Below are 20733 nucleotides of genomic sequence, written 5' to 3'. Positions count from 1 at the left end.
AGCTCTAAGGGCTGTCCCGCAAACGATCTCCTACGGGTTGAGGGCGCGGTGGGCTGATCGGCGGGCTCTGCTCCTCCCTGTGAGGACGAGGTTGTGCAGGCGTGCGATGCCGCGAATGGCGTGGTGGACTCCGTTGCCTTTCAGTCGGCAGTCGCGGAGGATCTTCCAGCCCTTCATGCGGGCGAAAGTGTGCTCGACACGGGCGCGGACCTTGCGGTGCGAGGCGTTGTGTTCTTCTTTCCACGCCGGCAGTTCGGTCTGGCCGCGCTCGCGGCGATGCGGGATGACCAGACCGGTGCCCCGGTAGCCGCCGTCGGCGATCACTGTGGTCCTGCCGACGGCGTCCTTGGCGCCGGACATCTCCCACGCCTTGCAGTCGTTGCGGTTGCCGGGCAGCGGGCGACCGACCACGACGACGCGTCGACTGTCGGCGTCGATCACGACCTGGTGGTTGGTGGAGTACCGATAGTTCTTGGACTGCTGGGCTACCTCGTGGCGCGGGTGGGCACCAGGGTGCCGTCCACGTTCAGCACGGTGTCCTTGGAGAACCGGCGTCGCGGCCGCAGGGACATCAGCGGGCCGAGGTGGTCGATGATCCTGTCTGCCGCAGACTTCGAGATACCGAACAGCAGGGCCAGTTGGCGCATGGTCAGATTGGTGCGCCAGTAGGCGGCTACCAGCAGCACGCAGCCCTCCAGCGGAGGGCTCCATGGCCGTCCCCGCCGTACCTCGTCGGCGCCTTCCCTGCGTAGAGCGGCAACGAGCTTGTTGAAACTGCGCGGGCTCAGCCCAGTGAGTGGGGCTATCCAGGACGACTCTGATGCCGTGATCACTCCTGTCACGACCAGGATGATCTCACTTCAAGATCACTTACGAGGCGCCCGTTGGAGCGGCAACGATCTCGACTGCCTCCTTTGCGCCCGGCTCACGGGAGGGTCTCAAGACGCTCCATGTGTTCCTCGCCCCACTGGCCGAGTGGGGCGAGAGCGGCGATGAGCGAGTGACCGAAGTCGGTCAGTGAGTACTCCACCTTCGGTGGGACCTGGTGATGGACCTCGCGGTGCACCAGGCCGCTGGCCTCCAGTTCCCGCAGCTGCAGGATCAGCATCCGCTCACTGATACCGGACACTGTCCGGCGCAACTCGCCGAAGCGCAGCGGTCCTTCGCCGAGCCAGAAAAGGATCAGCCCCTTCCATTTCCCTCCCATGACGTCGATAGCAGCGTCAAGTCCGCAGGTATAGCTCCGCCTCTTCATCAGCGCTCTCTCCCTAACAAAAATGTGGGTACCAGACATAATTGTAGGTACTTGCAGAACTGTTGGTGCGCCCACAGCATGGAGCAGGCATCGCACCGAGAGCGCGACAACTCCGTGCGGTTGCGCATTATTTGAGGCCAGTTCAGGCGCTCAGGAAGATCCGTCACAGGTAGGAGCAACGAATGACAGGGCATCACCGCACTCCCGTGACCGTCGTCGGGCTGGGCTCGATGGGCAGCGCACTGGCTGAGGCATTCATCGACGCCGGACACCCGACCACCGTCTGGAACAGGACCTCATCGAAGGCCACGCCGCTCGTGTCCAAGGGCGCCGTTCACGCGCACACGATGGATGACGCGATCACGGCGAGTCCGCTGGTCATCGCCTGCCTGACCACTTATGACAGCACCATCGAAGCCCTGGAGCCGGCCGCTGCTGCGCTCAAGGGACGGGCCCTTGTGACTCTGAACAGCGGTTCACCAGCTGGGGCCCGACAGATGGCCGAGTGGACGCTTGGATACGGCGCACGCTACCTCGACGGAGCGATCAAGAACGTGCCGTCCGCCGTGGGCGCCGAGGACACCCTCCTGTACTACGGCGGCGACAACAGCGTCTTCGACGAGTTCGCATCGACGCTGCGGGTGCTGGGTGGCGACACCGTCTACCTCGGTACCGACGCCGACCTCGCCGCCCTGTACGAGATGGCGGTGGGCGGCACGTTGCTGCCCGCGCTCGTCGGTTTCTTCCAAGGCGCGGCAGCAATGCAGGCCCGTGGACTCACAGCGGCCTCAATGGTTCGATTCAGCGTCAAATGGTTCGAGATGATCAACTCGGTACTGCCGGTCTTCGCTGAGGAGATTGACAGCGGCGACTACAGCAAGCCCGCTTCCTCCGTGAACCTTTTTTTGGCCGGGTCCGCCCATGACGAGGAACTCGGCAAGGAAGCGCACCTCGACACGGGTTGGCACAAGCCCTTCCACGACCTGCTCAAGCGAGCGGTCGAAGCCGGCCACGGCGACCACAGCATCTCTGCCCTAACAGAGATCCTCAAGAACCCTGTGCAGACCGGCTAGCCCAGGACGGCACACAGCTGGGTGCGAAGCAGGCCAATCACCCAGCTACCCGGACTCCAGGCGGACGCGCTCAACTTCGGCCGCGCTGAACATCCTGCGAGACCAGCCCCCGTATGGGCCAACGCCAGCGCCCGGACAGCCTCGCTGGCTGGCACGTATCCCGACAAACATCATCCTTGCCGCCACGCTCGGCACCTAGAACAGCTCGTTGAGACGAAGGCCGTCGCTGCCGTGCACCATCGGTTCAATTGCGGGACAGCCCTTGGATGATCTATTCCAAGGGGTCGTTGATCGTGGGCGATCAGTGAACGTAGGACGGTCTGCCTGGTGGGGACGTCGTGCCAGATCGCGGCGGTCAGCGCGGCGATGCGATGCATGAGGCGGGCGATGACACCTCGGGGGTGCGCGTCCTCGGTGCCGTTAGAAGTCAAGCTGTCCCTTAAGGCCTCGTTGATCGATTCGATGGCCTGCGCATCGTGGCGAGGGTGACCGGTCCGGCATCGCTCAGGCGGGGCGTAATGCCGACAAGCTGGCGCCACGGCGCCAGGTCGGGATGCTCCTTCAGCATGTCGTCGGTCGTCGCATAGAGTGCTGTCGCGAGGGTGTCCACGTCGTTCGTCACAGAACGATCTTGGACACCCTCGTTCTCGTCTCCGCAGGCATCCCTTGGACCACACCACCAGGAGGAACCAGTGTCATACCCGCACCTGCTCACCCCTGAGGAGAAGCTCGCCGACGCGAAGAAGCTGTTGAGCCTCCCGCGTATCGTCGTGATCTGCGGCTCCACCCGCTTCATGACCGAGATGAACGAGGCCGATCTGCGGGAGACCAAAGCCGGAAAGATCGTCGTCAAACCGGGTTGTGACATGAAGACGCCGCACGGACTTTGGTCCGATCCTGTCGAGGCCGAGGCGCTGAAAGTTCGACTCGACGATCTGCACCGGGCGAAGATCCGCCTCGCTGATGAGGTACTCGTAGTCGGCGACTACATCGGAGACAGCACCCGAGCCGAAATCGCCTACGCCCGGTCGCTGGGCAAGCCCGTGCGGTTCACGCACCCCGAAGTCGACCCTGACGCCTGACCGCCCGCTGCCACCTCGACAACCAGGGACGGCAGCCGCACCGATTCCACGCCGGACGGCCCACAGACGACCCAGGGCCGTTGAGACGGGTCCGGGTCAGCGGCTGAGTGCCGCTGACCCGGGTTTGCCGTTGCTGCTGGACACTGCGCCTGACCTGCGCTTACAGCACCGGCAGGTTCTTCCGCAGCTCGAACGCGGTGACCTCGGAGCGGTACTCCTCCCACTCCTGCTTCTTGTTCCGCAGGAAGAAGTCGAAGACGTGCTCGCCGAGGGTCTCGGCCACCAGCTCGCTGCGCTCCATCAGGGAGATCGCCTCGCCGAGGTTCTGCGGGAGCGGCTCGATGCCCATCGCGCGGCGTTCGGCGTCGGAGAGGGCCCAGACGTCGTCGTCGGCGCCGGGGCCGAGTTCGTAGTTCTCCTCGATGCCCTTGAGGCCGGCCGCGAGGAGGACCGCGTACGCCAGGTAGGGGTTGGCGCCGGAGTCGACGGAGCGGACCTCGACGCGGGAGGAGCCGGTCTTGCCGGGCTTGTACATGGGGACGCGGATCAGGGCGGAGCGGTTGTTGTGGCCCCAGCAGATGTAGGAGGGGGCCTCGCCGCCGGAGCCGGCGGTGCGGGCCGAGCCGCCCCAGATGCGCTTGTAGGAGTTGACCCACTGGTTGGTGACGGCCGAGATCTCCGCCGCGTGGCGCAGCAGGCCCGCGATGAAGGAACGTCCCACCTTGGACAGCTGGTACTCGGCGCCGGACTCGTAGAACGCGTTGCGGTCGCCCTCGAAGAGGGAGAGGTGGGTGTGCATCCCGGAGCCGGGGTATTCGGAGAACGGCTTCGGCATGAAGGTGGCCTGCACGCCCTGTTCCAGCGCGACCTGCTTCATGACCAGGCGGAACGTCATGATGTTGTCGGCCGTCGACAGCGCGTCCGCGTACCGCAGGTCGATCTCCTGCTGGCCGGGGGCGCCCTCGTGGTGGCTGAACTCGACGGAGATGCCCATCGACTCGAGCATGGTGATCGCCTGGCGGCGGAAGTCCATGCCGACGTTCTGCGGGGTGTGGTCGAAGTAGCCGGAGTTGTCGGCGGGGACCGGCTTGGTGCCGTCCAGCGGCTTGTCCTTCAGCAGGAAGAACTCGATCTCGGGGTGGGTGTAGAAGGTGAACCCGAGGTCGGACGTCTTGGCCAGGATGCGCTTGAGGACGTAGCGGGGGTCTGCGAAGGAGGGCGAGCCGTCGGGCATGAGGATGTCGCAGAACATGCGGGCGGTGCCGGGGGCCTCCGCGCGCCAGGGGAGGATCTGGAACGTGCCCGGGTCGGGCTTGGCGATCATGTCGGACTCGTACACCCGGGCGAAGCCCTCGATGGCCGAGCCGTCGAAGCCGATCCCCTCATCGAAGGCTTGTTCGAGCTCGGCGGGTGCGACGGCGACCGACTTCAGGAAGCCCAGCACGTCCGTGAACCACAGGCGCACGAACCGGATGTCGCGCTCCTCGAGCGTGCGGAGCACAAATTCCTGCTGCTTGTCCATTTCCAACACCCATCCTCGCTGATCAGGCCAGCATGCCACCACACGGTTTCGTGCACGTTGCGAACCCATAGTGCCTTCCGGTCTGTGGCGTACGTAACGGCAGCCTCGCAGACTGGGCCTTATGGACCGTGGCGCACAGGAGCTGCCCGGCACGCGCCTGCCCGACTGGCTGCGCCTGCTGCCGTGGCTGGCGCTGCTCCTCCTGGTGGTCGTCCAGCTGACCACCCCCGCCACCGTCCAGCTCGGCTTCGCGTTCGCCGTCGTGCCGCCACTGACGTCACTGGTGTACGGGATGCTCGGCACGGCCCTGGTTTCCGGCACGCTCTTCGGCCTGCTGCTCATGCCCGCCATCCGGGCCGACGACGTCACCCAGGGGGACCTGCTGGCGTTCTCGCTCATCGGCGCGGTCAGCGTGCTCCTGGCGTGGCTGCGGGCGCGCCGGGACGCCCAGCTGGTCTCGGTGCGGACGGTCGCGGAGGCCGCGCAGCTCGCGGTGCTGCCGCCGCTGCCGGAGCGCGTGGGGCCGGTGCGGTGCGGGGCGCTGTACCGGGCCGCCGAGCGCGGCACGCTCGTCGGCGGCGACCTGTACGACGTACAGGACGGGCCCTACGGCGTACGGGCCGTCGTCGCCGACGTCCAGGGGCACGGGCTCGCGGCCGTCGCGACCGTGGCGGCGCTGCTCGGCACCTTCCGGGAGGCGGTGCTCGACGAGCCCGAACTGGGCGGGGTCGCGGCCCGGCTGGACCGGCGGCTGGTGGTCGACGCGGCGGGGCGCGAGGGCGCGGAGGCGGATGTCTTCGCCACCGCCGTCCTGGTGGAGTTCGCGCCGCCGCGGGCGGGCGGTGAGGCGACCGTACGGGTGCTCAGCTGCGGGCACCCGGCGCCGCTGCTGGTGACCGGCGAGGGGGCGCGGGAGGTGGCCGTGGAGCCGGGGTCGCCGCTGGGCCTCGGGCTCGCGGAGTACCGGCCGCCGCCCGTGACGACCGTGGCGCTGCGCCCGGCGGACGTCCTCCTCGCGCACACCGACGGCGTCACGGAGGCGCGGGACGCCGAGGGCGCGTTCTACCCGCTCGCCTCGCGCGTCCCGCGCCACGCGGGCCCACCGGTGGAGCTGGTGCGCGAGGTGTGGCGGGACCTTTCCGCGTACGCGGGCGTGATCGCCGACGACGTGGCGCTGCTGGCGCTGAGCGCGCCGGACGGAAGCGGGGCGGCGGCCGTGGCCCCGTAGGCCCCCGGCCGTTACCATCAGCGCCCATGGGGGGCCTGGGGCTCATACGCGTCGCGCGTCCCATGGTGCTCGGGAGCGCCGTGGTGACGCTGCTCGCCGCGCTCTTCGTCTGTCTGGGCGGGGGCGACCGCCCCGACGTCCGGCACGACGAGCCCCGTCGGATCACGCTCGCCGCCACCGTCGTCGTCACCGAGTACACCTGTCCGTACGACCACGGCGACTGCGCCCTCTTCCCCCACCTCTCCCCCGCCGTCCTCACCGCCCCGCCGCTCGATCCGCCGCGGCAGACCGACGGTCTCGCGGCGCTCACCGAGGCGTACGCCGTCGACCGGCCGGACCGGGCCGGGGTGCGGGCGCGGGCCCCGGATCTCCATGTCCTTCAGGTGCTGCGGACCTAGGCCGTCGAACGCCCGCATGCGGAACACCACCCCCCTACCCACGAAGGACATCGACATCATGGCTGCCAACCGCAACACCTCCAGCGCCGACCGCCGCGCCCGAATAGAGGAGATGCGCCGTGCCGAGAAGGCGCGCGAGCGCCGCAACCGGATCATCACCATCACCCTGAGCACGGTGGTGGTCGCGGGTCTCGTCGGCTTCGGCGTGTACGTGCTCAACGAGGAGAAGGAGCAGCAGCGGCAGGAGGAGGCCGCGGCCAAGGCGCCCATCACGGACGAGAAGTCCTGGGACGCGAAGAAGCTCGGGCGCAACCACCCCACCACGCCGGTCGCGTACCCGATGAAGCCGCCGGTCGGCGGCGACCACCACCCGGTGTGGCAGAACTGCGACGGCGACGTCTACAAGGAGCCGGTCCGCAACGAGAACGCCGTCCACTCGCTGGAGCACGGCGCGGTGTGGGTGACGTACAACGACAAGGCCCCGGCCGCCGACGTGAAGAAGCTGGAGGAGAAGGTCGGCAAGACCCCCTACACGCTGATGAGCCCGGTCAAGGACCAGGCCGGGGCGATCATGCTGAGCGCCTGGGGCAAGCAGGTCACCGTGGACGGGGCCGACGATCCGCGGGTGAACCAGTTCCTCACCAAGTACGTGAAGGGCCCGCAGACCCCCGAGCCGGGCGCGGCGTGCACCGGCGGCATAGGCGCGTCGCAGTGAAGCCGACCCGCACGCATGTGGCCGCCGCCGTGGCGGTCGTGCTCGCGCTGCTCTTCGCCGGGGTGGCGACGGTCGCCACGGCCGGCGGCCGGGGCGGCGAGGGGGAGGCGCGTACGCCCGCGGCGGACTCGGCGGACGCCGGGTTCGCGCGCGACATGTCGGACCACCACCAGCAGGCGGTGGAGATGTCGTTCATCGTGCGGGACCGCACGGCGGACGAGGAGGTGCGCCGGCTGGCGTACGACATCGCCAACACCCAGGCCAACCAGCGCGGCATGATGATGGGCTGGCTCGACCTGTGGGGGCTGCCGAAGGTGGCCATGGACCAGGAGCCGATGGCCTGGATGGGTAAGCCGTCCCACGGCTCGTCCCACGGCTCGTCCCACGGCTCGTCCCACGGCTCGTCCCACGGCTCGGCCGGTGGCTCCGGCTCGCAGGCGCTCATGCCCGGCATGGCGACCAGGGCCGAGCTCGACCGGCTGCGGGTGGCGAGCGGCAAGGACGCGGAAGTCCTGTACCTCCAGCTGATGATCGACCACCACAAGGGCGGCGTGCACATGGCGCGCGGCTGCGTCGAGAAGTGCGCGACCCCGGTCGAGCGGCAGCTCGCCCAGGGCATGGTCGACGCGCAGGAGTCGGAGGTCCGGCTGATGACGGACATGCTGGCGAAGCGCGGGGCGAAGCCGCGGGGCTGACCTCCGCCCGGCGGTGCCACCCGTGCTGCCCACGCGTGCCCCCGTGACGGCCCACAGCGGTCGCGGGGGCACGCGGGCGGGACGAGAATGGGAAGCGCTCGGGGACGTACGGCCTTATGACCCTGCATTACGGAGGTACGCACCCCATGACCACCGCCAAGGACATCATGCACCCCGGCGCACGGTGGCTCCCCCACACCGAGACCCTCGACCGCGCCGCGCAGATGATGCGCGACGAGAACGTCGGCGCGCTGCCCATCGCGGATGAGAACGAGCGCCTCTGCGGCATCCTCACCGACCGCGACATCGTCGTCGGCTGTGTGGCCGAGGGCCACGACCCGGCACGGGTGACGGCGGGCGACATGGCGAAGGGCACGCCGCGCTGGATCGACGCCAACGCGGACGTCAGCGAAGTCCTGAAGATGATGAAGGACCACCAGATCCGCCGGCTCCCGGTCATCGAGAACAAGCGCCTGGTCGGCATGATCAGCGAGGCCGACCTCGCCCGGCACCTGTCGGACCAGCAGGTGGCCGAGTTCGCCGAGCGGGTCTACGCGCCGTAGCACCCACATCGACCTCGCACAGGAAGGGCATGGCGTACGCGCCGTGCCCTTCTTCCGTGCCTCTCCGGACATTGCGTCGCTTTGACGATTACACTGGCCGGGTGCCTCAACTACGCCTCGCCCTGAATCAGATCGACTCGACGGTCGGCGATCTCGCAGCCAACGCCGAGGCCGTCGTCCACTGGACCCGGCACGCCGCCGAGCAGGGGGCTCACCTCGTCGCGTTCCCCGAGATGGTGCTGACGGGCTACCCCGTCGAGGACCTCGCCCTGCGGTCGTCGTTCGTGGAGGCCTCCCGCGGCGCGCTGCGGGAGCTCGCCCGGCGGTTGGCCGACGAGGGGTTCGGGGAGCTGCCGGTCGTCGTCGGGTACCTGGACCGGGCCGAGAAGGCCCAGCCCCGGTACGGCCAGCCGGCCGGGGCGCCGCAGAACGCCGCGGCCGTGCTGTACGGCGGCGAGGTCGTGCTGTCGTTCGCCAAGCACCACCTGCCCAACTACGGCGTGTTCGACGAGTTCCGGTACTTCGTGCCGGGTGACACCATGCCGGTCGTCCGCGTCCACGGCGTGGACGTCGCGCTGGCGATCTGCGAGGACCTGTGGCAGGACGGCGGGCGCGTCCCGGCCGCCCGCAGCGCGCGGGCGGGGCTGCTGGTCTCGATCAACGCCTCGCCCTACGAGCAGAACAAGGACGACGTCCGCCTGGAGCTGGTGCGCAAGCGCGCCCAGGAGGCCGGCTGCACGCTGGCGTACCTGGCGATGATCGGCGGCCAGGACGAGCTGGTCTTCGACGGCGACTCGATCGTCGTGGACCGGGACGGCGAGGTCGTCGCGCGGGCGCCGCAGTTCGCCGAGGGCAGCGTGATCCTGGACCTGGACCTGCCGGCCGCCGCCGCAAACGCGCCGGAGGGCGTGGTCGACGACGGGCTGCGCATCGACCGGGTGGTGCTGTCGGAGGAGCCGCTGCCGGCGTACGAGCCGGAGCTGACGGGCGGGTACGCGGAGCGCCTCGACGACGACGAGGAGGTGTACACCGCACTGGTCGTGGGCTTGCGGGCGTACGCCGCGAAGAACGGCTTCCGCTCCGTGCTGGTCGGCCTGTCCGGCGGCATCGACTCCGCGCTCGTCGCGGCGATCGCCTGCGACGCGCTGGGCTCGGCGAACGTGTACGGCGTGTCGATGCCGTCCAAGTACAGCTCCCAGCACTCCCGGGACGACGCGGCCGAGCTGGCCCGCCGCACCGGGCTGAACTTCCGCACCGTACCGATCGAGCCGATGTTCGACGCGTACATGGGATCCCTGGGGCTCACGGGCCTGGCGGAGGAGAACCTCCAGTCGCGGCTGCGCGGCACGCTGCTGATGGCGCTCTCCAACCAGGAGGGCCACATCGTCCTGGCGCCCGGCAACAAGTCCGAGCTGGCCGTCGGCTACTCGACGCTGTACGGCGACTCGGTCGGCGCGTACGGGCCGATCAAGGACGTGTACAAGACGGCGGTCTTCCGGCTGGCGCGGTGGCGCAACCGGGCGGCCGAGGAACGCGGCCAGACCCCGCCGATCCCGGAGGCGTCCATCACCAAGCCGCCGAGCGCCGAGCTGCGCCCCGGCCAGGTCGACACGGACTCGCTGCCCGACTACGACGTCCTGGACCGGATCCTGGAGCTGTACGTCGACCGCGACCGGGGCAAGGACGCCATCGTCGCGGCCGGTTTCGACGAGGAGCTGGTGACGAGAACGCTGCGGCTGGTGGACGTCGCCGAGTACAAGCGGCGGCAGTACCCGCCGGGCACCAAGATCTCGGCCAAGGGCTTCGGCAAGGACCGGCGCCTGCCGATCACCAACCGCTGGCGCGAGACGACGGCGTAGACGACGTGGAAGACGATTTCAGAGCGTCACGCGAGCCGCGATCGGCAGGTGGTCGCTGTCCGTCGCCGGGAGCGTCCAGGACGCGACCGGCTCGACGCCCCGCACCAGGATCTGGTCGATCCGCGCCATCGGGAACGCGGCCGGCCAGCTGAAGCCCATGCCGTCGCCCGCCGCGCCCTGCGTGGAGCGCAGCTGCGAGGTGACCGCGTTGAGCGAGCGGTCGTTCATCGTGCCGTTGAGGTCGCCGAGGAGGATCACGTCGTCGAGCCGCTCGCGGGCGATGGCCTCGCCGAGGGCGTCGGCGCTGTTGTCGCGCTGGTTGGCGGTGAAGCCGGCGTTGAGCTTGACCCGGACCGACGGCAGGTGGGCGACGTACACCGCGAAGTCGCCCTTGGGCGTGGAGACGGTGGCGCGCATGGCACGCGTCCAGCCCAGCCGGATGTCGACCGGGGCGCTGTCCTTCAGCGGGTACGTGCTCCACAGGCCGACCGTGCCCTGGACGGAGTGGTACGGGTAACGGTCGGCGAGCGCCGCCTCGTACACCGGGACCATGGCCGGCTTCAGCTCCTCCAGGGCCACGACGTCGGCGCCGGAGTCGGCGACGCTGCGGGCGGTGCCCTCGGGGTCGGGGTTGTCGGCGTTGACGTTGTGCGAGACGACCATGAGGTCGCCGCCGGGGCCGGACTTGTCGGTGGCGAGGCCGCCGAAGAAGTTGAGCCAGACGGCGACGGGCAGCACCAGGGCGACCAGCGCGGTCGCCGAGCGGCGCAGCAGCCCGGCGACGAGGAGGAGCGGCAGGAAGACGCCGAACCACGGCAGGAACGTCTCCGTGAGGCTGCCGATGTTGCCGACGCGGTTCGGGATCTGGGCGTGGAAGACCATCACCAGCGCGAGGAGCACCGCGCACAGGGCGAGCAGGACGCCCCGGCGCCAGATCCCCGGGTCGCGGCGCAAACGGCCGGCCACCGACCGGACCCGGGATCCGGTGCGCTCGCGCTCCGCGCCGCCGCCGCTCCCCGTCTCCACCGTGTCCACCTGCGCCATTCCGTCGTCCTCACTGCCTTGCTTGTCGTGCTCACCGTCCCCCGGAACCCCGACCCTAGGGGATCGGGCGACGGCCGTACTGCCTCGAGGACGAGATTGCGGCCGAGCAGGGTTCCGAAGGTTGCGGTCGGGGCGGCAGCTGTGACAGAACACGCATATTTGCGACCGCTGTGCGGTCGACGGGTCAACGGCGTACCGGCTCCTCCCGCGCGTCCCCGTGGGGCGCCTGCGGCGCGGGTCCGCCGCCGTGGCCGTGCGGCGGCCTGCGGGCCGGCAGCACGGTGGCCACCACCGCCGCGCCCACCAGCGCCGCGCCCGTCGACACCAGGGCGGTGAGGTGCATGGCGGTGAGGAAGGCTTCGTACGCGGCCGGGGCCAGGTCCCGCCCGGCGGCGCCGAGGCGGTCGGCGGCCGCGAGGGTGCCCTCGATGGACTCGCCCGCCGCGTCCCGGGCCGCGCCCGGCGGAACCGCGGCCAGGCGGCCCTCGACGCCGTCGCGGTACGCCGTCGACAGCACCGAGCCGAGGACCGCGACCCCCAGCGCCCCGCCGACCTGCCGGAAGGTGTTGCTGATCGCCGAGCCGGCGCCGGCCCGCGCGCGCGGCAGCGACTGCATCACGGTGACCGTCACCGGCGGCATGACGTGGGCCATCCCGGCGCCCTGCGCGAAGAGCACCAGCGCCAGCACCCACACCGGCGTGGACGCGTCGTAGAAGGCGAAGGAGGCGAGGCACCCGGCGATCACGAGCATGCCCGCCGTGCACACGGCCCGGGCCCCGAACCGCGCCACCGCCAGCCGCGCCCGGGGCGCGAAGAGCAGCTGCGCCACGGCCAGCGGCAGCAGGAGCAGCCCGGCCTGGAGGGCGCTGTAGCCACGCAGGCTCTGGAGGTAGAACGCCGCGACGAAGGTCACGCCCATCAGCGCGAAGAACACCAGCGAGATGGCGGCGACGGCGCCGGAGAAGGCGGGCTTGCGGAAGTGCGCCATGTCGATGGCCGGGTGGTCGGTGCGCTTCTCGTGCAGGACGAAACCGGCCAGCACCGCGAGCCCGCCGAGCAGCGGCAGCAGGGAGGAGGGGTGGGTGAAGTCGGCGAGCTCGCCGCCCCGGATGATCCCGTACACCAGCAGGACGAGGCCGACGATGGAGAGGGCCACGCCCGGCGGGTCGAGCCGGCCGGGGCTCGGGTCCTTGGAGTCCGGCACCAGCAGGACCATCGCGACCAGCGCGACGAGCACGACGGGGACGTTGACCAGGAAGATCGAGCCCCACCAGAAGTGCTCCAGGAGCAGCCCGCCGGTGACCGGGCCGATGGCGATGCCGAGGCCCACGCTGCCGGCCCAGATGCCGATGGCCTTCGGCTGCTCGTCGCGCTCGAAGACGTTCATCAGGATGGCGAGGGTGGCGGGCATCACCAGCGCGCCGCCCACCCCCATGAGCGCCCGGTAGGCGATCAGCTCGCCGGGCGCGTCGGACAGCGCGGCGAGCGCGGAGCCCGTACCGAAGACGACCAGGCCGACGAGCAGGACCTTCTTGCGGCCGAGCCGGTCGCCGAGCAGCCCGGAGGTGAAGAGCAGGCCGGCGAAGACGAGCGTGTACGCGTTGATCGCCCACTCCAGCTCGCTCTGGGCGGCGCCGAGGCCGACGGGCGCGGGGGCGGCGATGGTCCTGACCGCGACGTTGAGGATGGAGTTGTCCAGCACGACGATGAGCAGGCTGAACATCAGGACGCCGAGGATGAGCCAGCGGCGGCGGTGGACCGCTTCCGGTACGGCGGCGTGGGCGTCTGCGGGGACTGCGGGTTCCGGTACGGGCATGTTCCGACCGTAATGGTGCTTTTGCCGCCCCACCCGTCCCTGCCGTGGGCCCTTACGCCAGTCGGAGTGGCCGGGGCCCCACTTCCCCCCACGCGGCACGAAGTGCCACCATGGACCTGGTCCGGGGACGCCGTCAGGGCGCCTCGAGATGACGAAGGAGCCGTTTCCATGACGCTTCAGGCTGCCCAGGAACCGCAGCGGCCCGCCGACACCGGCAAGGCGCTGTACGGCGGCAAGGGCACCCGCCGCATCACCGTCCACGACATCGCCGCCGCCAAGGAGCGCGGCGAGAAGTGGCCCATGCTGACCGCGTACGACGCGATGACCGCGTCCGTCTTCGACGAGGCCGGCATCCCGGTCATCCTCGTCGGCGACTCCATGGGCAACTGCCACCTCGGCTACGACACCACCGTGCCCGTCACGATGGACGAGATGACCCTGCTCTCCGCCGCCGTCGTACGGGGCACCAAGCGCGCCCTGGTCGTCGGCGACCTGCCCTTCGGCTCGTACCAGGAAGGCCCCGTCCAGGCCCTGCGCTCCGCGACGCGCCTGGTCAAGGAGGCGGGCGTCGGCGCGATCAAGCTGGAGGGCGGCGAGCGCTCGCTGCCGCAGACCGAGATGCTGGTCCAGGCCGGCATCCCCGTCATGTCGCACCTGGGCCTGACCCCGCAGTCCGTCAACACCATGGGCTACCGGGTGCAGGGCCGCGGCGACGAGGCCGCCCACCGGCTGCTGAACGACGCGAAGGCCGCGCAGGACGCGGGCGCCTTCGCCGTGGTCCTGGAGCTGGTCCCGGCGGAGCTGGCCGCCGAGGTCACCCGGTCGCTGCACATCCCGACCATCGGCATCGGCGCCGGCCCGGACACGGACGCGCAGGTCCTGGTCTGGACCGACATGGCCGGGCTGACCGGCGGCAAGGTGCCGCGCTTCACCAAGCAGTACGCGAGCCTGCGGCAGACGCTCGGCGACGCGGCGAAGGCCTTCGCCGAGGACGTGGCCGGCGGGGCGTTCCCGGCGGAGGAGCACACCTTCCACTGAGCCACCAGGCCACCACCGGGCCTCGGGCCACCAAGCCACTCCCGGTACGGACGACAGCCCGCCGACTTCCCCCATCGGCGGGCTGTCGGCATTGGGCATAGCCTCGAAGGAGGAGGTGGTCACCATGGCCGGAATCGTCCGGAAGAACTTCGACGCGGCCGACGAGACCCGCCCCTTCGAAGAGGGCAAGGGAAAGCTCGACCTCATCACCACGGACCGCGGCCCCGTCGGGCGCGCGGTCTTCGAACCGGGCTGGCAGTGGTCCCAGCACGTCAAGCCCATCGCCGGCACGGACAGCTGCATGGCCGCCCACGCCGGCTACGTCGTCAGCGGCCGCATGAAGGTCGTCATGGACGACGGCACGGAAGGCGAGGTGGGCCCCGGCGACTTCGCGTCCATCGAGCCGGGCCACGACGCCTGGGTGCTCGGCGACGAGCCGTGCGTCATGCTCGACTGGGTCGGCTTCGGCGACTACGCCAAGCGCTGACCGACCCGTAGGCCGCGTATCGGCGCCGTGTCGGTGCCGTGTCGGTGACGGCTGGTGACATGGGTGGCATGACACGACCATCCGACACCAACGCCGTCGAGGTACGCGGCCTCGTGAAGCACTACGGCGAAACCAGGGCGCTGGACGGCGTGGACCTCGACGTCCGCGAGGGCACCGTCCTCGGAGTCCTCGGCCCCAACGGCGCCGGCAAGACCACGCTCGTCCGCTGCCTGTCCACGCTCGTCGTGCCCGACGCCGGCACCGCGACCGTCGCCGGGTACGACGTGGTGCGCGAGCCCCGCGCACTGCGCCGCGTCATCGGCCTCACCGGCCAGTACGCCTCGGTCGACGAAAAGCTGTCCGGCTGGGAGAACCTGTACATGATCGGGCGCCTGCTCGACCTGTCGCGCAGGGACGCCCGGCAGCGCGCCGACGAACTCCTGGAGCGCTTCTCGCTCGCCGAGGCCGCGGGGCGCGCGGTGATGACGTACTCCGGCGGCATGCGCCGCCGCCTCGACCTCGCCGCCTCCATGATCGGCCGCCCGGCGGTGCTGTACCTGGACGAGCCGACGACGGGCCTGGACCCCCGGTCCCGCAACGAGGTGTGGGACGAGATCAAGCGCCTGGTCGCCGACGGCGCCACGGTCCTGCTCACCACCCAGTACATGGAGGAGGCCGAGCAGCTGGCGCACGAGCTCACCGTCATCGACCGGGGCCACGTCATCGCCACCGGCCGGGTGGACGAGCTCAAGGCCAAGGTCGGCGGCCGCACGCTCCAGGTGCGGCCGGTGGACCCGGCGGACCTGCCCGCGATGGCGCGGGCGCTCGCCGACAGCGGTCTGGACGGCATCGCGGGCTCCACGGTCGTACCGGAGGACGGCCTGCTCTACGTACCGATCCTCAGCGACGAACAACTGACCGCGGTCGTCGGGCTCCTGGCCACGCGCGGCTTCGGCATCACGCACATCGGCACCCATCTGCCCAGCCTGGACGAGGTGTTCCTGGCCATCACGGGTGAGAAGTCGTCACCGGCCGCCGGTACGGCCGCCGTCGAGGAGGTGGCCGCGTGAGCGCGGTCGGCACCCGGGCCGCGCGGGCCAACCTGCGGCACATCGGCGCGCTGGTCCGGCGCAACGCCCTGCACCTGAAGCAGGATCCGCAGTCGATGTTCGACGTCGTCCTGACACCCATCATCCTGACGGTGCTGTTCGTGTTCGTCTTCGGCGGCTCGGTCGGGCTCGTGCTGGGCGGCGACCGGGACTCCTACGTGAACTACGTCGTGCCCGGGCTGATGGGCATGATGGGCCTGAACATCGCCATGGCCGTCGGCACCGGCGTCAACGACGACTTCCGCACGGGCGTCATGGACCGGTTCCGGACGCTGCCCATCGCCCGGTCGTCCGTCCTCATCGCCAAGATCGTGGTGGAGATCGGCCGGATGGTGATCGCCTCGGCCATCCTGCTCGCCATGGGCTTCCTGTTGGGGCTGGAGATCAGCACCTCGGTGCTCTCCCTCCTCGCGGCCGTCGGCCTGTCCGTGGTCTTCGGCGCGTCCCTGATGTGGATCTTCCTCCTGCTCGGCCTCACGATGAAGACGGCGCAGGCCGTCCAAGGGATGGCGATGCTGGTGCTGTTCCCCCTCCAGTTCGGCTCGTCCATCTTCGCGCCGCCCTCGTCGATGCCGGGCTGGCTGCGGGCGTTCACCGAGTACAACCCCCTGTCGAACCTCGCCGACGCGGCGCGCAACCTCGTCAACGGCGGCCCGGTCGCCGAGTCGGTGTGGACGACGCTGGCGTGGGCGGCGGGCATCACGCTGGTGACGGCGCCGCTCGCGGTCGCCAAGTTCCGCAAGCGGACGTGAGGGTGGGCGGTGGCCAGTGGGGGGCGTGTGCCCGCAGGGCCGTCGGGTACGGTCTCCTACGTCCCCGAGCCCAGGAGCGCCGCCCATGGCCACCGCCACGTCCCGCCACAGCGAGCGGAGGATCAGTCCGGTCTTCCTCGGTATCGCCGCCGTCATGGTGGTCACCGGATGGGCGGTGTGGACCGGTTTCTCCGCCAACCTGGGCCTGGCTGTCTTCCTCTTCGTGACGGCGACGTGGATCGTCTCGCTCTGCCTGCACGAGTACGCGCACGCCCGCACGGCCCTGCACGGCGGCGACATCTCCATCGGCGCGAAGGGCTATCTGACCCTCAACCCGCTGAAGTACACCCACGTGCTGCTCAGCATCGTGCTGCCGGTCGTCTTCGTGATCATGGGCGGTATCGGTCTGCCCGGCGGCGCGGTCTTCATCGAGCAGCACCGCATCCGCAGCCGCTGGAAGCAGACCCTGGTCTCGGCGGCCGGCCCGCTGACCAACCTGGCCTTCGCGGCGGTCCTCACCGCGCCCTTCTGGCTGGGCGCCCTGGACGGCGTGCCGATCCCCTTCCGCTTCGCGCTCGCGTTCATCGCGCTGCTGGAGGTGTCGGCCGTGATCCTGAACTTCCTGCCCGTGCCGGGCCTCGACGGCTACGGCGTGATCGAGCCGTGGCTGTCGTACCGGGTGCGGCGCAAGGTGGAGCCGTACGCGCCCTTCGGGCTGCTCGCGGTGTTCGTGTTCCTCTTCATCCCCGAGGTGAACGCCGCCTTCTTCGGGCTGGTCCACTTCGTCCTCGACGGGCTCGGCATCTCGGAGCTGGAGTCGTACTGCGGCCGGGACCTGTTCTCCAGCCTGTGGCAGGAGCAGACGCCGATCTGCGAGGCGGCCGTCAGCCTGTGACGCGCTGCGGGCGGCGGCGCCAGTAGTACCACGCCATGTTGGACGAGACGCCGGACAGCAGCACCCATACGATGCCGAGCCAGCTGCCCTGGACGAAGGAGACCACGGCCGCGGTGACGGCGAGGGCGCAGACGACGAGGGCGTACAGAGCGAGGCGGGGCATGGGGGGCGGCTCCTGTCCGGGTGCGGGTGTTGCCCGTCCAGTGTCCCCCATGCCCCCTGCCGATCAGACGTCGGTCAGGCGCAGGCCCGCGTGGACCTTGTAGCGGCGGTTGACCGAGATCAGGTTGGCGACCAGCGCCTCCACCTGGTGGGCGTTGCGCAGCCGGCCCGCGAAGACACCGCGCATGCCGGGGATGCGGCCGGCGAGCGCCTGGACGACGTCGGTGTCGGCGCGCTTCTCGCCGAGGACCATCACGTCCGTGTCGATCTCCTCGACCGTCTCGTCCTGGAGCAGCACGGCGGACAGGTGGTGGAAGGCGGCCGTCACCCGCGAGTCGGGCAGCAGGGCGGCGGCCTGCTCGGCGGCGCTGCCCTCCTCGGGCTTGAGGGCGTAGGCGCCGCGCTTGTCGAAGCCGAGGGGGTTGACGCAGTCGACGACGAGCTTGCCGCGCAGCTCCTCGCGCAGCGCCTGGAGCGTCGCGGCGTGGCCCTCCCACGGCACGGCGACGATCACGATGTCGCTGCGGCGCGCGCACGCGGCGTTGTCGGCGCCCTCGACGCCCAGGCCCAGCTCGGCCGCCGCGGTCTCGGCGCGCTCGGCGGCCCGGGACCCGATGATCACCTTCTGCCCGGCGCGGGCGAGCCGGTACGCGAGGCCCCGCCCCTGGTCGCCGGTGCCGCCGAGGACGCCGACGACGAGCCCGGAGACGTCGGGGAGTTCGTACGGATCAGTAGCAGTAGTCATGGCCCGACAGTACGGGGGAGGCCGCGCCGCCACCCCGTCCGGGTGACGCCTGGCCGAAAGTCCGCGCGGCGGCCCGGTGCGGGGGCATGATGCGGCGCCATGGATGCCGTACGCGTCGCGCTGCTGCGTGAGGTCCTGGCCGGTACGGAGTGGCCCGCGGTGACCCGCCGGTTCGCCGGGGTGCTGCGGTCCTCGGTGGTGTCGCACGGCGGCGGGCTGCTGCTGGTGGGCACGGCGGAGTACGAGCCGTGGCACCTGGCGGCGCACCTGGTGGACGAGGCGGCCTGGTCGGGTCAGCCGGAGCTGGCGCCGACCCTGGTACGCCACCGGGTACGGCCCTCCGATCCGGCGCACCTGGCGGTGGGCCTGGGGCGGCTGGAGGCGGCCGGGCGCGGCTCGACGCTGCTGGTGGTGGCGCCGGACCAGCCGGACGGCGGCCTGCTGGAGCGGGTGCACGACGCGCGGCGGGCGGGGGCGACGGTGCTGTCGCTGGATCGCGGCGACCGTGAGGTGCACGGGCTCGCGCACGAGGCGCTGACGGTGGCGGAGGCGCAGGACGTGGACCTGGACACGGTCCAGCACCTGGTGAGCGCGGCGGCCGGCGAGAACACCCTGCCGGGCGGCTCGGCCCCCTTGCCCCGGGCCCGCCGCCGCTTCCGCGACCGCCTGTCGCGGCTGGCGGACCATCTGACCTCGCCGCCGCCGACGCGCTGGTAATTCGGTTGCCCGGGGTGACGACCGCCGCCGACCATGGCGTCTCGTGGCCCCCCGACTCTCCGCCCTCCTCCCCGACCTGTCGCCGTTGCGCGCGTCGCGGGACTTCCGGCTGCTGTGGATACAGGGCCTGGTCACGTACTTCGGCAGCTTCGCGGCGATGGTCGCGCTGCCGCTCCAGATCAAGGAGCTGACCGGTTCGCCGCTCGCCGTCGGGGTCATGGGCGCGGTCGAGCTGGTCCCGCTGGTGGTCTGCGGCCTGTACGGCGGGGCGCTCGCCGACGCCGCCGACCGCCGCAAGGTGATCCTCTCCACCGAGACGGCGCTCGGCCTGCTGGCGGGGCTGCTGCTGGTCAACGCCCTGCTGCCGTCGCCGCTGCTGTGGCCGCTGTACGTGGTGGCCGCCGGGGTCGCGGGCCTGGCGGGGCTCCAGCGGCCGGCGCTGGACGCGCTGCTCGCCCGGATCGTGCCGCACGACAAGCTGACGGCGGCGGCCTCGCTGAACGCGATCCGCTGGGAGCTGGGCGCCATCGCCGGTCCGGCGCTGGCCGGGCTGCTGGTGGCGTACGGGAACCTCGCCACCGCGTACGGCACCACGGTGGTCTGCTTCACCGTCTCGGTGGCGCTGTGCCTGCGGCTCACGCCCGCGCCGCCCGCCCGCTCGGGTGGCAAGCCGTCGCTGCGGGGCATCGCGGAGGGCGCGCGGTACGCCTGGTCGCGGCCGGTGCTGCTGGGGACGTACGCGGTGGACCTGGCGGCGATGTTCTTCGCGTTTCCGAACACGATCTTCCCGTTCCTCGCGGACGAGCTGGACGCGGAGTGGTCGCTGGGTCTCATGTACGCGGCCGGGGCGATCGGCTCGCTGGCGCTGAACCTCACCAGCGGCTGGACCTCCCGGGTGCGGCGGCACGGGCTGCTCGTGGTGTGCGGCGCGGCCTGCTGGGGGCTGGCCATCGCCGCGGCGGGCTGGTTCTCCAGCGTGTGGCCGGTGCTGGTGTGCCTGGCGGTCGCGGGCGCGGGCGACACCCTGAGCGGGCTAGGCCGCTCGACGATCTGGAACCAGACCATCCCCGACGAGCTGCGGGGCCGGCTCGCGGGCATCGAGGTCCTGTCGTACAGCGTGGGCCCCCAGCTCGGCCAGGTCCGGGCCGGTGCGATGGCCGGCTGGACGGGGACGCGCCCGGCGTTCTGGAGCGGCGGGCTGGCGTGCGTGGCCGCGGTGGGCCTGCTCGCGGCGGCGCTGCCGAAGCTGCTGACGTACGACGCGACGACGGACGAGGACGCGCTGCGCCGCCGCGCGGCCCGGGAGACCGACCTGGCCTCCTAGGGTGCCTGGTCGCGGGGGGTGTCATGCCACTTCGGGTCGGTCTCCCACTCGAGGTTCCGCTCCTGGGCGGTGTCCATCGCGCGGGCGGCCTCCTCGCGGGTGGTGTAGGGGCCGAAGCGGTTCTTGGCCGGGCACTCCGGGCCCTCCTCCACCTTCTGGTGCTTCAGGCAGTAGTACCACTCGCCCGGTTTTCCGGTCGTGCGCTTCTTGAACAGGGCCATCGTCGGGCTCCTTCCTCTGACGCCATGGTGCCC

23 protein-coding genes and 1 pseudogene are annotated in these 20733 nt (G+C 70.9%); 15 read left to right on the top strand and 9 right to left on the bottom strand.

The genetic code is table 11. The features are described from left to right. Nucleotides 1-30: 30 nt before the first annotated feature. Nucleotides 31-842: pseudogene (locus ACIRNI_RS10220) on the bottom strand (transposase). A gap of 83 nt (nt 843-925) precedes the next feature. Further along, a complete protein-coding gene (locus tag ACIRNI_RS10215; protein WP_403550097.1) occupies nt 926-1255 on the bottom strand; it encodes a winged helix-turn-helix transcriptional regulator in 330 nt (109 codons plus the stop codon). Nucleotides 1256-1437: 182 nt separating this feature from the next. Here ACIRNI_RS10215 and ACIRNI_RS10210 point away from each other — a divergent pair, with 182 nt between their 5' ends. After that, nucleotides 1438-2328, top strand: a complete 891-nt coding sequence (locus tag ACIRNI_RS10210; protein WP_403550095.1) for an NAD(P)-dependent oxidoreductase — start codon at nt 1438-1440, stop codon at nt 2326-2328. 439 nt (nt 2329-2767) lie between these two features. Here the strand turns inward: ACIRNI_RS10210 and ACIRNI_RS10205 are convergent, their stop codons facing one another. Then, nucleotides 2768-2950, bottom strand: a complete 183-nt coding sequence (locus ACIRNI_RS10205; protein ID WP_403550093.1) for a hypothetical protein — start codon at nt 2948-2950, stop codon at nt 2768-2770. A gap of 70 nt (nt 2951-3020) precedes the next feature. Between ACIRNI_RS10205 and ACIRNI_RS10200 the strand changes: the two genes are divergently transcribed. Then, nucleotides 3021-3410: a hypothetical protein gene (locus tag ACIRNI_RS10200; RefSeq protein WP_403550091.1), complete on the top strand. Its 390-nt coding sequence runs from the start codon at nt 3021-3023 to the stop codon at nt 3408-3410. Nucleotides 3411-3570: 160 nt separating this feature from the next. Here ACIRNI_RS10200 and glnA read toward each other — a convergent pair whose 3' ends face one another. Then, complete coding sequence (gene glnA / locus ACIRNI_RS10195) at nt 3571-4932, bottom strand: type I glutamate--ammonia ligase (RefSeq protein ID WP_355354380.1); 1362 nt, start codon at nt 4930-4932, stop codon at nt 3571-3573. A 121-nt stretch (nt 4933-5053) separates the two neighbouring features. Here glnA and ACIRNI_RS10190 point away from each other — a divergent pair, with 121 nt between their 5' ends. The 6 genes from ACIRNI_RS10190 to ACIRNI_RS10165 all read left to right on the top strand — a co-directional run bounded on the left by ACIRNI_RS10190 (nt 5054) and on the right by ACIRNI_RS10165 (nt 10390). Continuing rightward, nucleotides 5054-6160 carry a PP2C family protein-serine/threonine phosphatase gene (locus tag ACIRNI_RS10190; RefSeq protein ID WP_403550089.1) on the top strand — a complete coding sequence of 369 codons (1107 nt, stop codon included), beginning with the start codon at nt 5054-5056 and terminating at the stop codon, nt 6158-6160. A gap of 26 nt (nt 6161-6186) precedes the next feature. Next, nucleotides 6187-6558, top strand: a complete 372-nt coding sequence (locus ACIRNI_RS10185; protein ID WP_403550087.1) for a hypothetical protein — start codon at nt 6187-6189, stop codon at nt 6556-6558. A 58-nt stretch (nt 6559-6616) separates the two neighbouring features. Next, nucleotides 6617-7273 (top strand): DUF3105 domain-containing protein, encoded by a 657-nt coding sequence (locus tag ACIRNI_RS10180; protein ID WP_403550085.1) that lies wholly within the window; start codon nt 6617-6619, stop codon nt 7271-7273. Then, nucleotides 7270-7968, top strand: coding sequence for a DUF305 domain-containing protein (locus ACIRNI_RS10175; RefSeq protein ID WP_403550083.1), 699 nt, complete (start codon nt 7270-7272; stop codon nt 7966-7968). The genes ACIRNI_RS10180 and ACIRNI_RS10175 overlap by 4 nt, the downstream gene beginning before the upstream one ends. A 146-nt stretch (nt 7969-8114) precedes the next feature. After that, the gene (locus ACIRNI_RS10170; RefSeq protein ID WP_355354392.1) at nt 8115-8531 is read left to right on the top strand and encodes a CBS domain-containing protein; all 417 of its coding nucleotides are present in this window, start codon (nt 8115-8117) and stop codon (nt 8529-8531) included. A 101-nt stretch (nt 8532-8632) separates the two neighbouring features. Next, entirely contained in the window at nt 8633-10390 is a 1758-nt protein-coding gene (locus ACIRNI_RS10165; protein ID WP_403550081.1) for an NAD+ synthase, read from the top strand. Between the two features lie 18 nt (nt 10391-10408). Here the strand turns inward: ACIRNI_RS10165 and ACIRNI_RS10160 are convergent, their stop codons facing one another. Both ACIRNI_RS10160 and ACIRNI_RS10155 read right to left on the bottom strand, forming a co-directional pair. Beyond that, the gene (locus tag ACIRNI_RS10160) at nt 10409-11434 is read right to left on the bottom strand and encodes an endonuclease/exonuclease/phosphatase family protein (RefSeq protein ID WP_403550080.1); all 1026 of its coding nucleotides are present in this window, start codon (nt 11432-11434) and stop codon (nt 10409-10411) included. A 184-nt stretch (nt 11435-11618) separates the two neighbouring features. Beyond that, on the bottom strand, nt 11619-13250 hold the full coding sequence (locus ACIRNI_RS10155) for an MFS transporter (RefSeq protein ID WP_403550078.1): 1632 nt from the start codon (nt 13248-13250) through the stop codon (nt 11619-11621). 168 nt (nt 13251-13418) lie between these two features. Between ACIRNI_RS10155 and panB the strand changes: the two genes are divergently transcribed. The 5 genes from panB to ACIRNI_RS10130 all read left to right on the top strand — a co-directional run bounded on the left by panB (nt 13419) and on the right by ACIRNI_RS10130 (nt 17531). Further along, nucleotides 13419-14288: a 3-methyl-2-oxobutanoate hydroxymethyltransferase gene (gene panB / locus ACIRNI_RS10150; RefSeq protein WP_403550076.1), complete on the top strand. Its 870-nt coding sequence runs from the start codon at nt 13419-13421 to the stop codon at nt 14286-14288. A gap of 124 nt (nt 14289-14412) precedes the next feature. Further along, on the top strand, nt 14413-14775 hold the full coding sequence (locus ACIRNI_RS10145; protein ID WP_403550074.1) for a cupin domain-containing protein: 363 nt from the start codon (nt 14413-14415) through the stop codon (nt 14773-14775). A gap of 68 nt (nt 14776-14843) precedes the next feature. Further along, nucleotides 14844-15845 carry an ATP-binding cassette domain-containing protein gene (locus tag ACIRNI_RS10140; protein WP_403550072.1) on the top strand — a complete coding sequence of 334 codons (1002 nt, stop codon included), beginning with the start codon at nt 14844-14846 and terminating at the stop codon, nt 15843-15845. After that, nucleotides 15842-16636, top strand: coding sequence for an ABC transporter permease (locus tag ACIRNI_RS10135; protein ID WP_403550070.1), 795 nt, complete (start codon nt 15842-15844; stop codon nt 16634-16636). Before ACIRNI_RS10140 ends, ACIRNI_RS10135 begins: the two co-directional genes overlap by 4 nt. An 85-nt stretch (nt 16637-16721) precedes the next feature. Next, nucleotides 16722-17531: a site-2 protease family protein gene (locus ACIRNI_RS10130; protein WP_403550068.1), complete on the top strand. Its 810-nt coding sequence runs from the start codon at nt 16722-16724 to the stop codon at nt 17529-17531. Here ACIRNI_RS10130 and ACIRNI_RS10125 read toward each other — a convergent pair. Both ACIRNI_RS10125 and npdG read right to left on the bottom strand, forming a co-directional pair. Beyond that, complete coding sequence (locus tag ACIRNI_RS10125; protein ID WP_403550066.1) at nt 17521-17745, bottom strand: hypothetical protein; 225 nt, start codon at nt 17743-17745, stop codon at nt 17521-17523. The two genes, ACIRNI_RS10130 and ACIRNI_RS10125, sit on opposite strands and share 11 nt — an antisense overlap. Nucleotides 17746-17757: 12 nt before the next feature. Further along, nucleotides 17758-18438, bottom strand: coding sequence for an NADPH-dependent F420 reductase (gene npdG, locus ACIRNI_RS10120; RefSeq protein ID WP_355354422.1), 681 nt, complete (start codon nt 18436-18438; stop codon nt 17758-17760). A gap of 99 nt (nt 18439-18537) precedes the next feature. On the opposite strand from npdG, the gene ACIRNI_RS10115 reads away from it, so the two are divergent. Both ACIRNI_RS10115 and ACIRNI_RS10110 read left to right on the top strand, forming a co-directional pair. Next, nucleotides 18538-19155: a hypothetical protein gene (locus ACIRNI_RS10115; protein ID WP_403550064.1), complete on the top strand. Its 618-nt coding sequence runs from the start codon at nt 18538-18540 to the stop codon at nt 19153-19155. A gap of 43 nt (nt 19156-19198) precedes the next feature. Then, entirely contained in the window at nt 19199-20479 is a 1281-nt protein-coding gene (locus ACIRNI_RS10110) for an MFS transporter (RefSeq protein ID WP_403550062.1), read from the top strand. On the opposite strand, the gene ACIRNI_RS10105 is transcribed toward ACIRNI_RS10110, so the two are convergent. After that, entirely contained in the window at nt 20476-20700 is a 225-nt protein-coding gene (locus ACIRNI_RS10105) for a hypothetical protein (protein ID WP_403550061.1), read from the bottom strand. The two genes, ACIRNI_RS10110 and ACIRNI_RS10105, sit on opposite strands and share 4 nt — an antisense overlap. Nucleotides 20701-20733 lie beyond the last annotated feature (33 nt).

It is taken from the genome of Streptomyces sp. NPDC093546, from assembly GCF_044765045.1.
Classification (GTDB): domain Bacteria; phylum Actinomycetota; class Actinomycetes; order Streptomycetales; family Streptomycetaceae; genus Streptomyces.
This window is presented reverse-complemented; position numbering and strand designations above follow the sequence as displayed.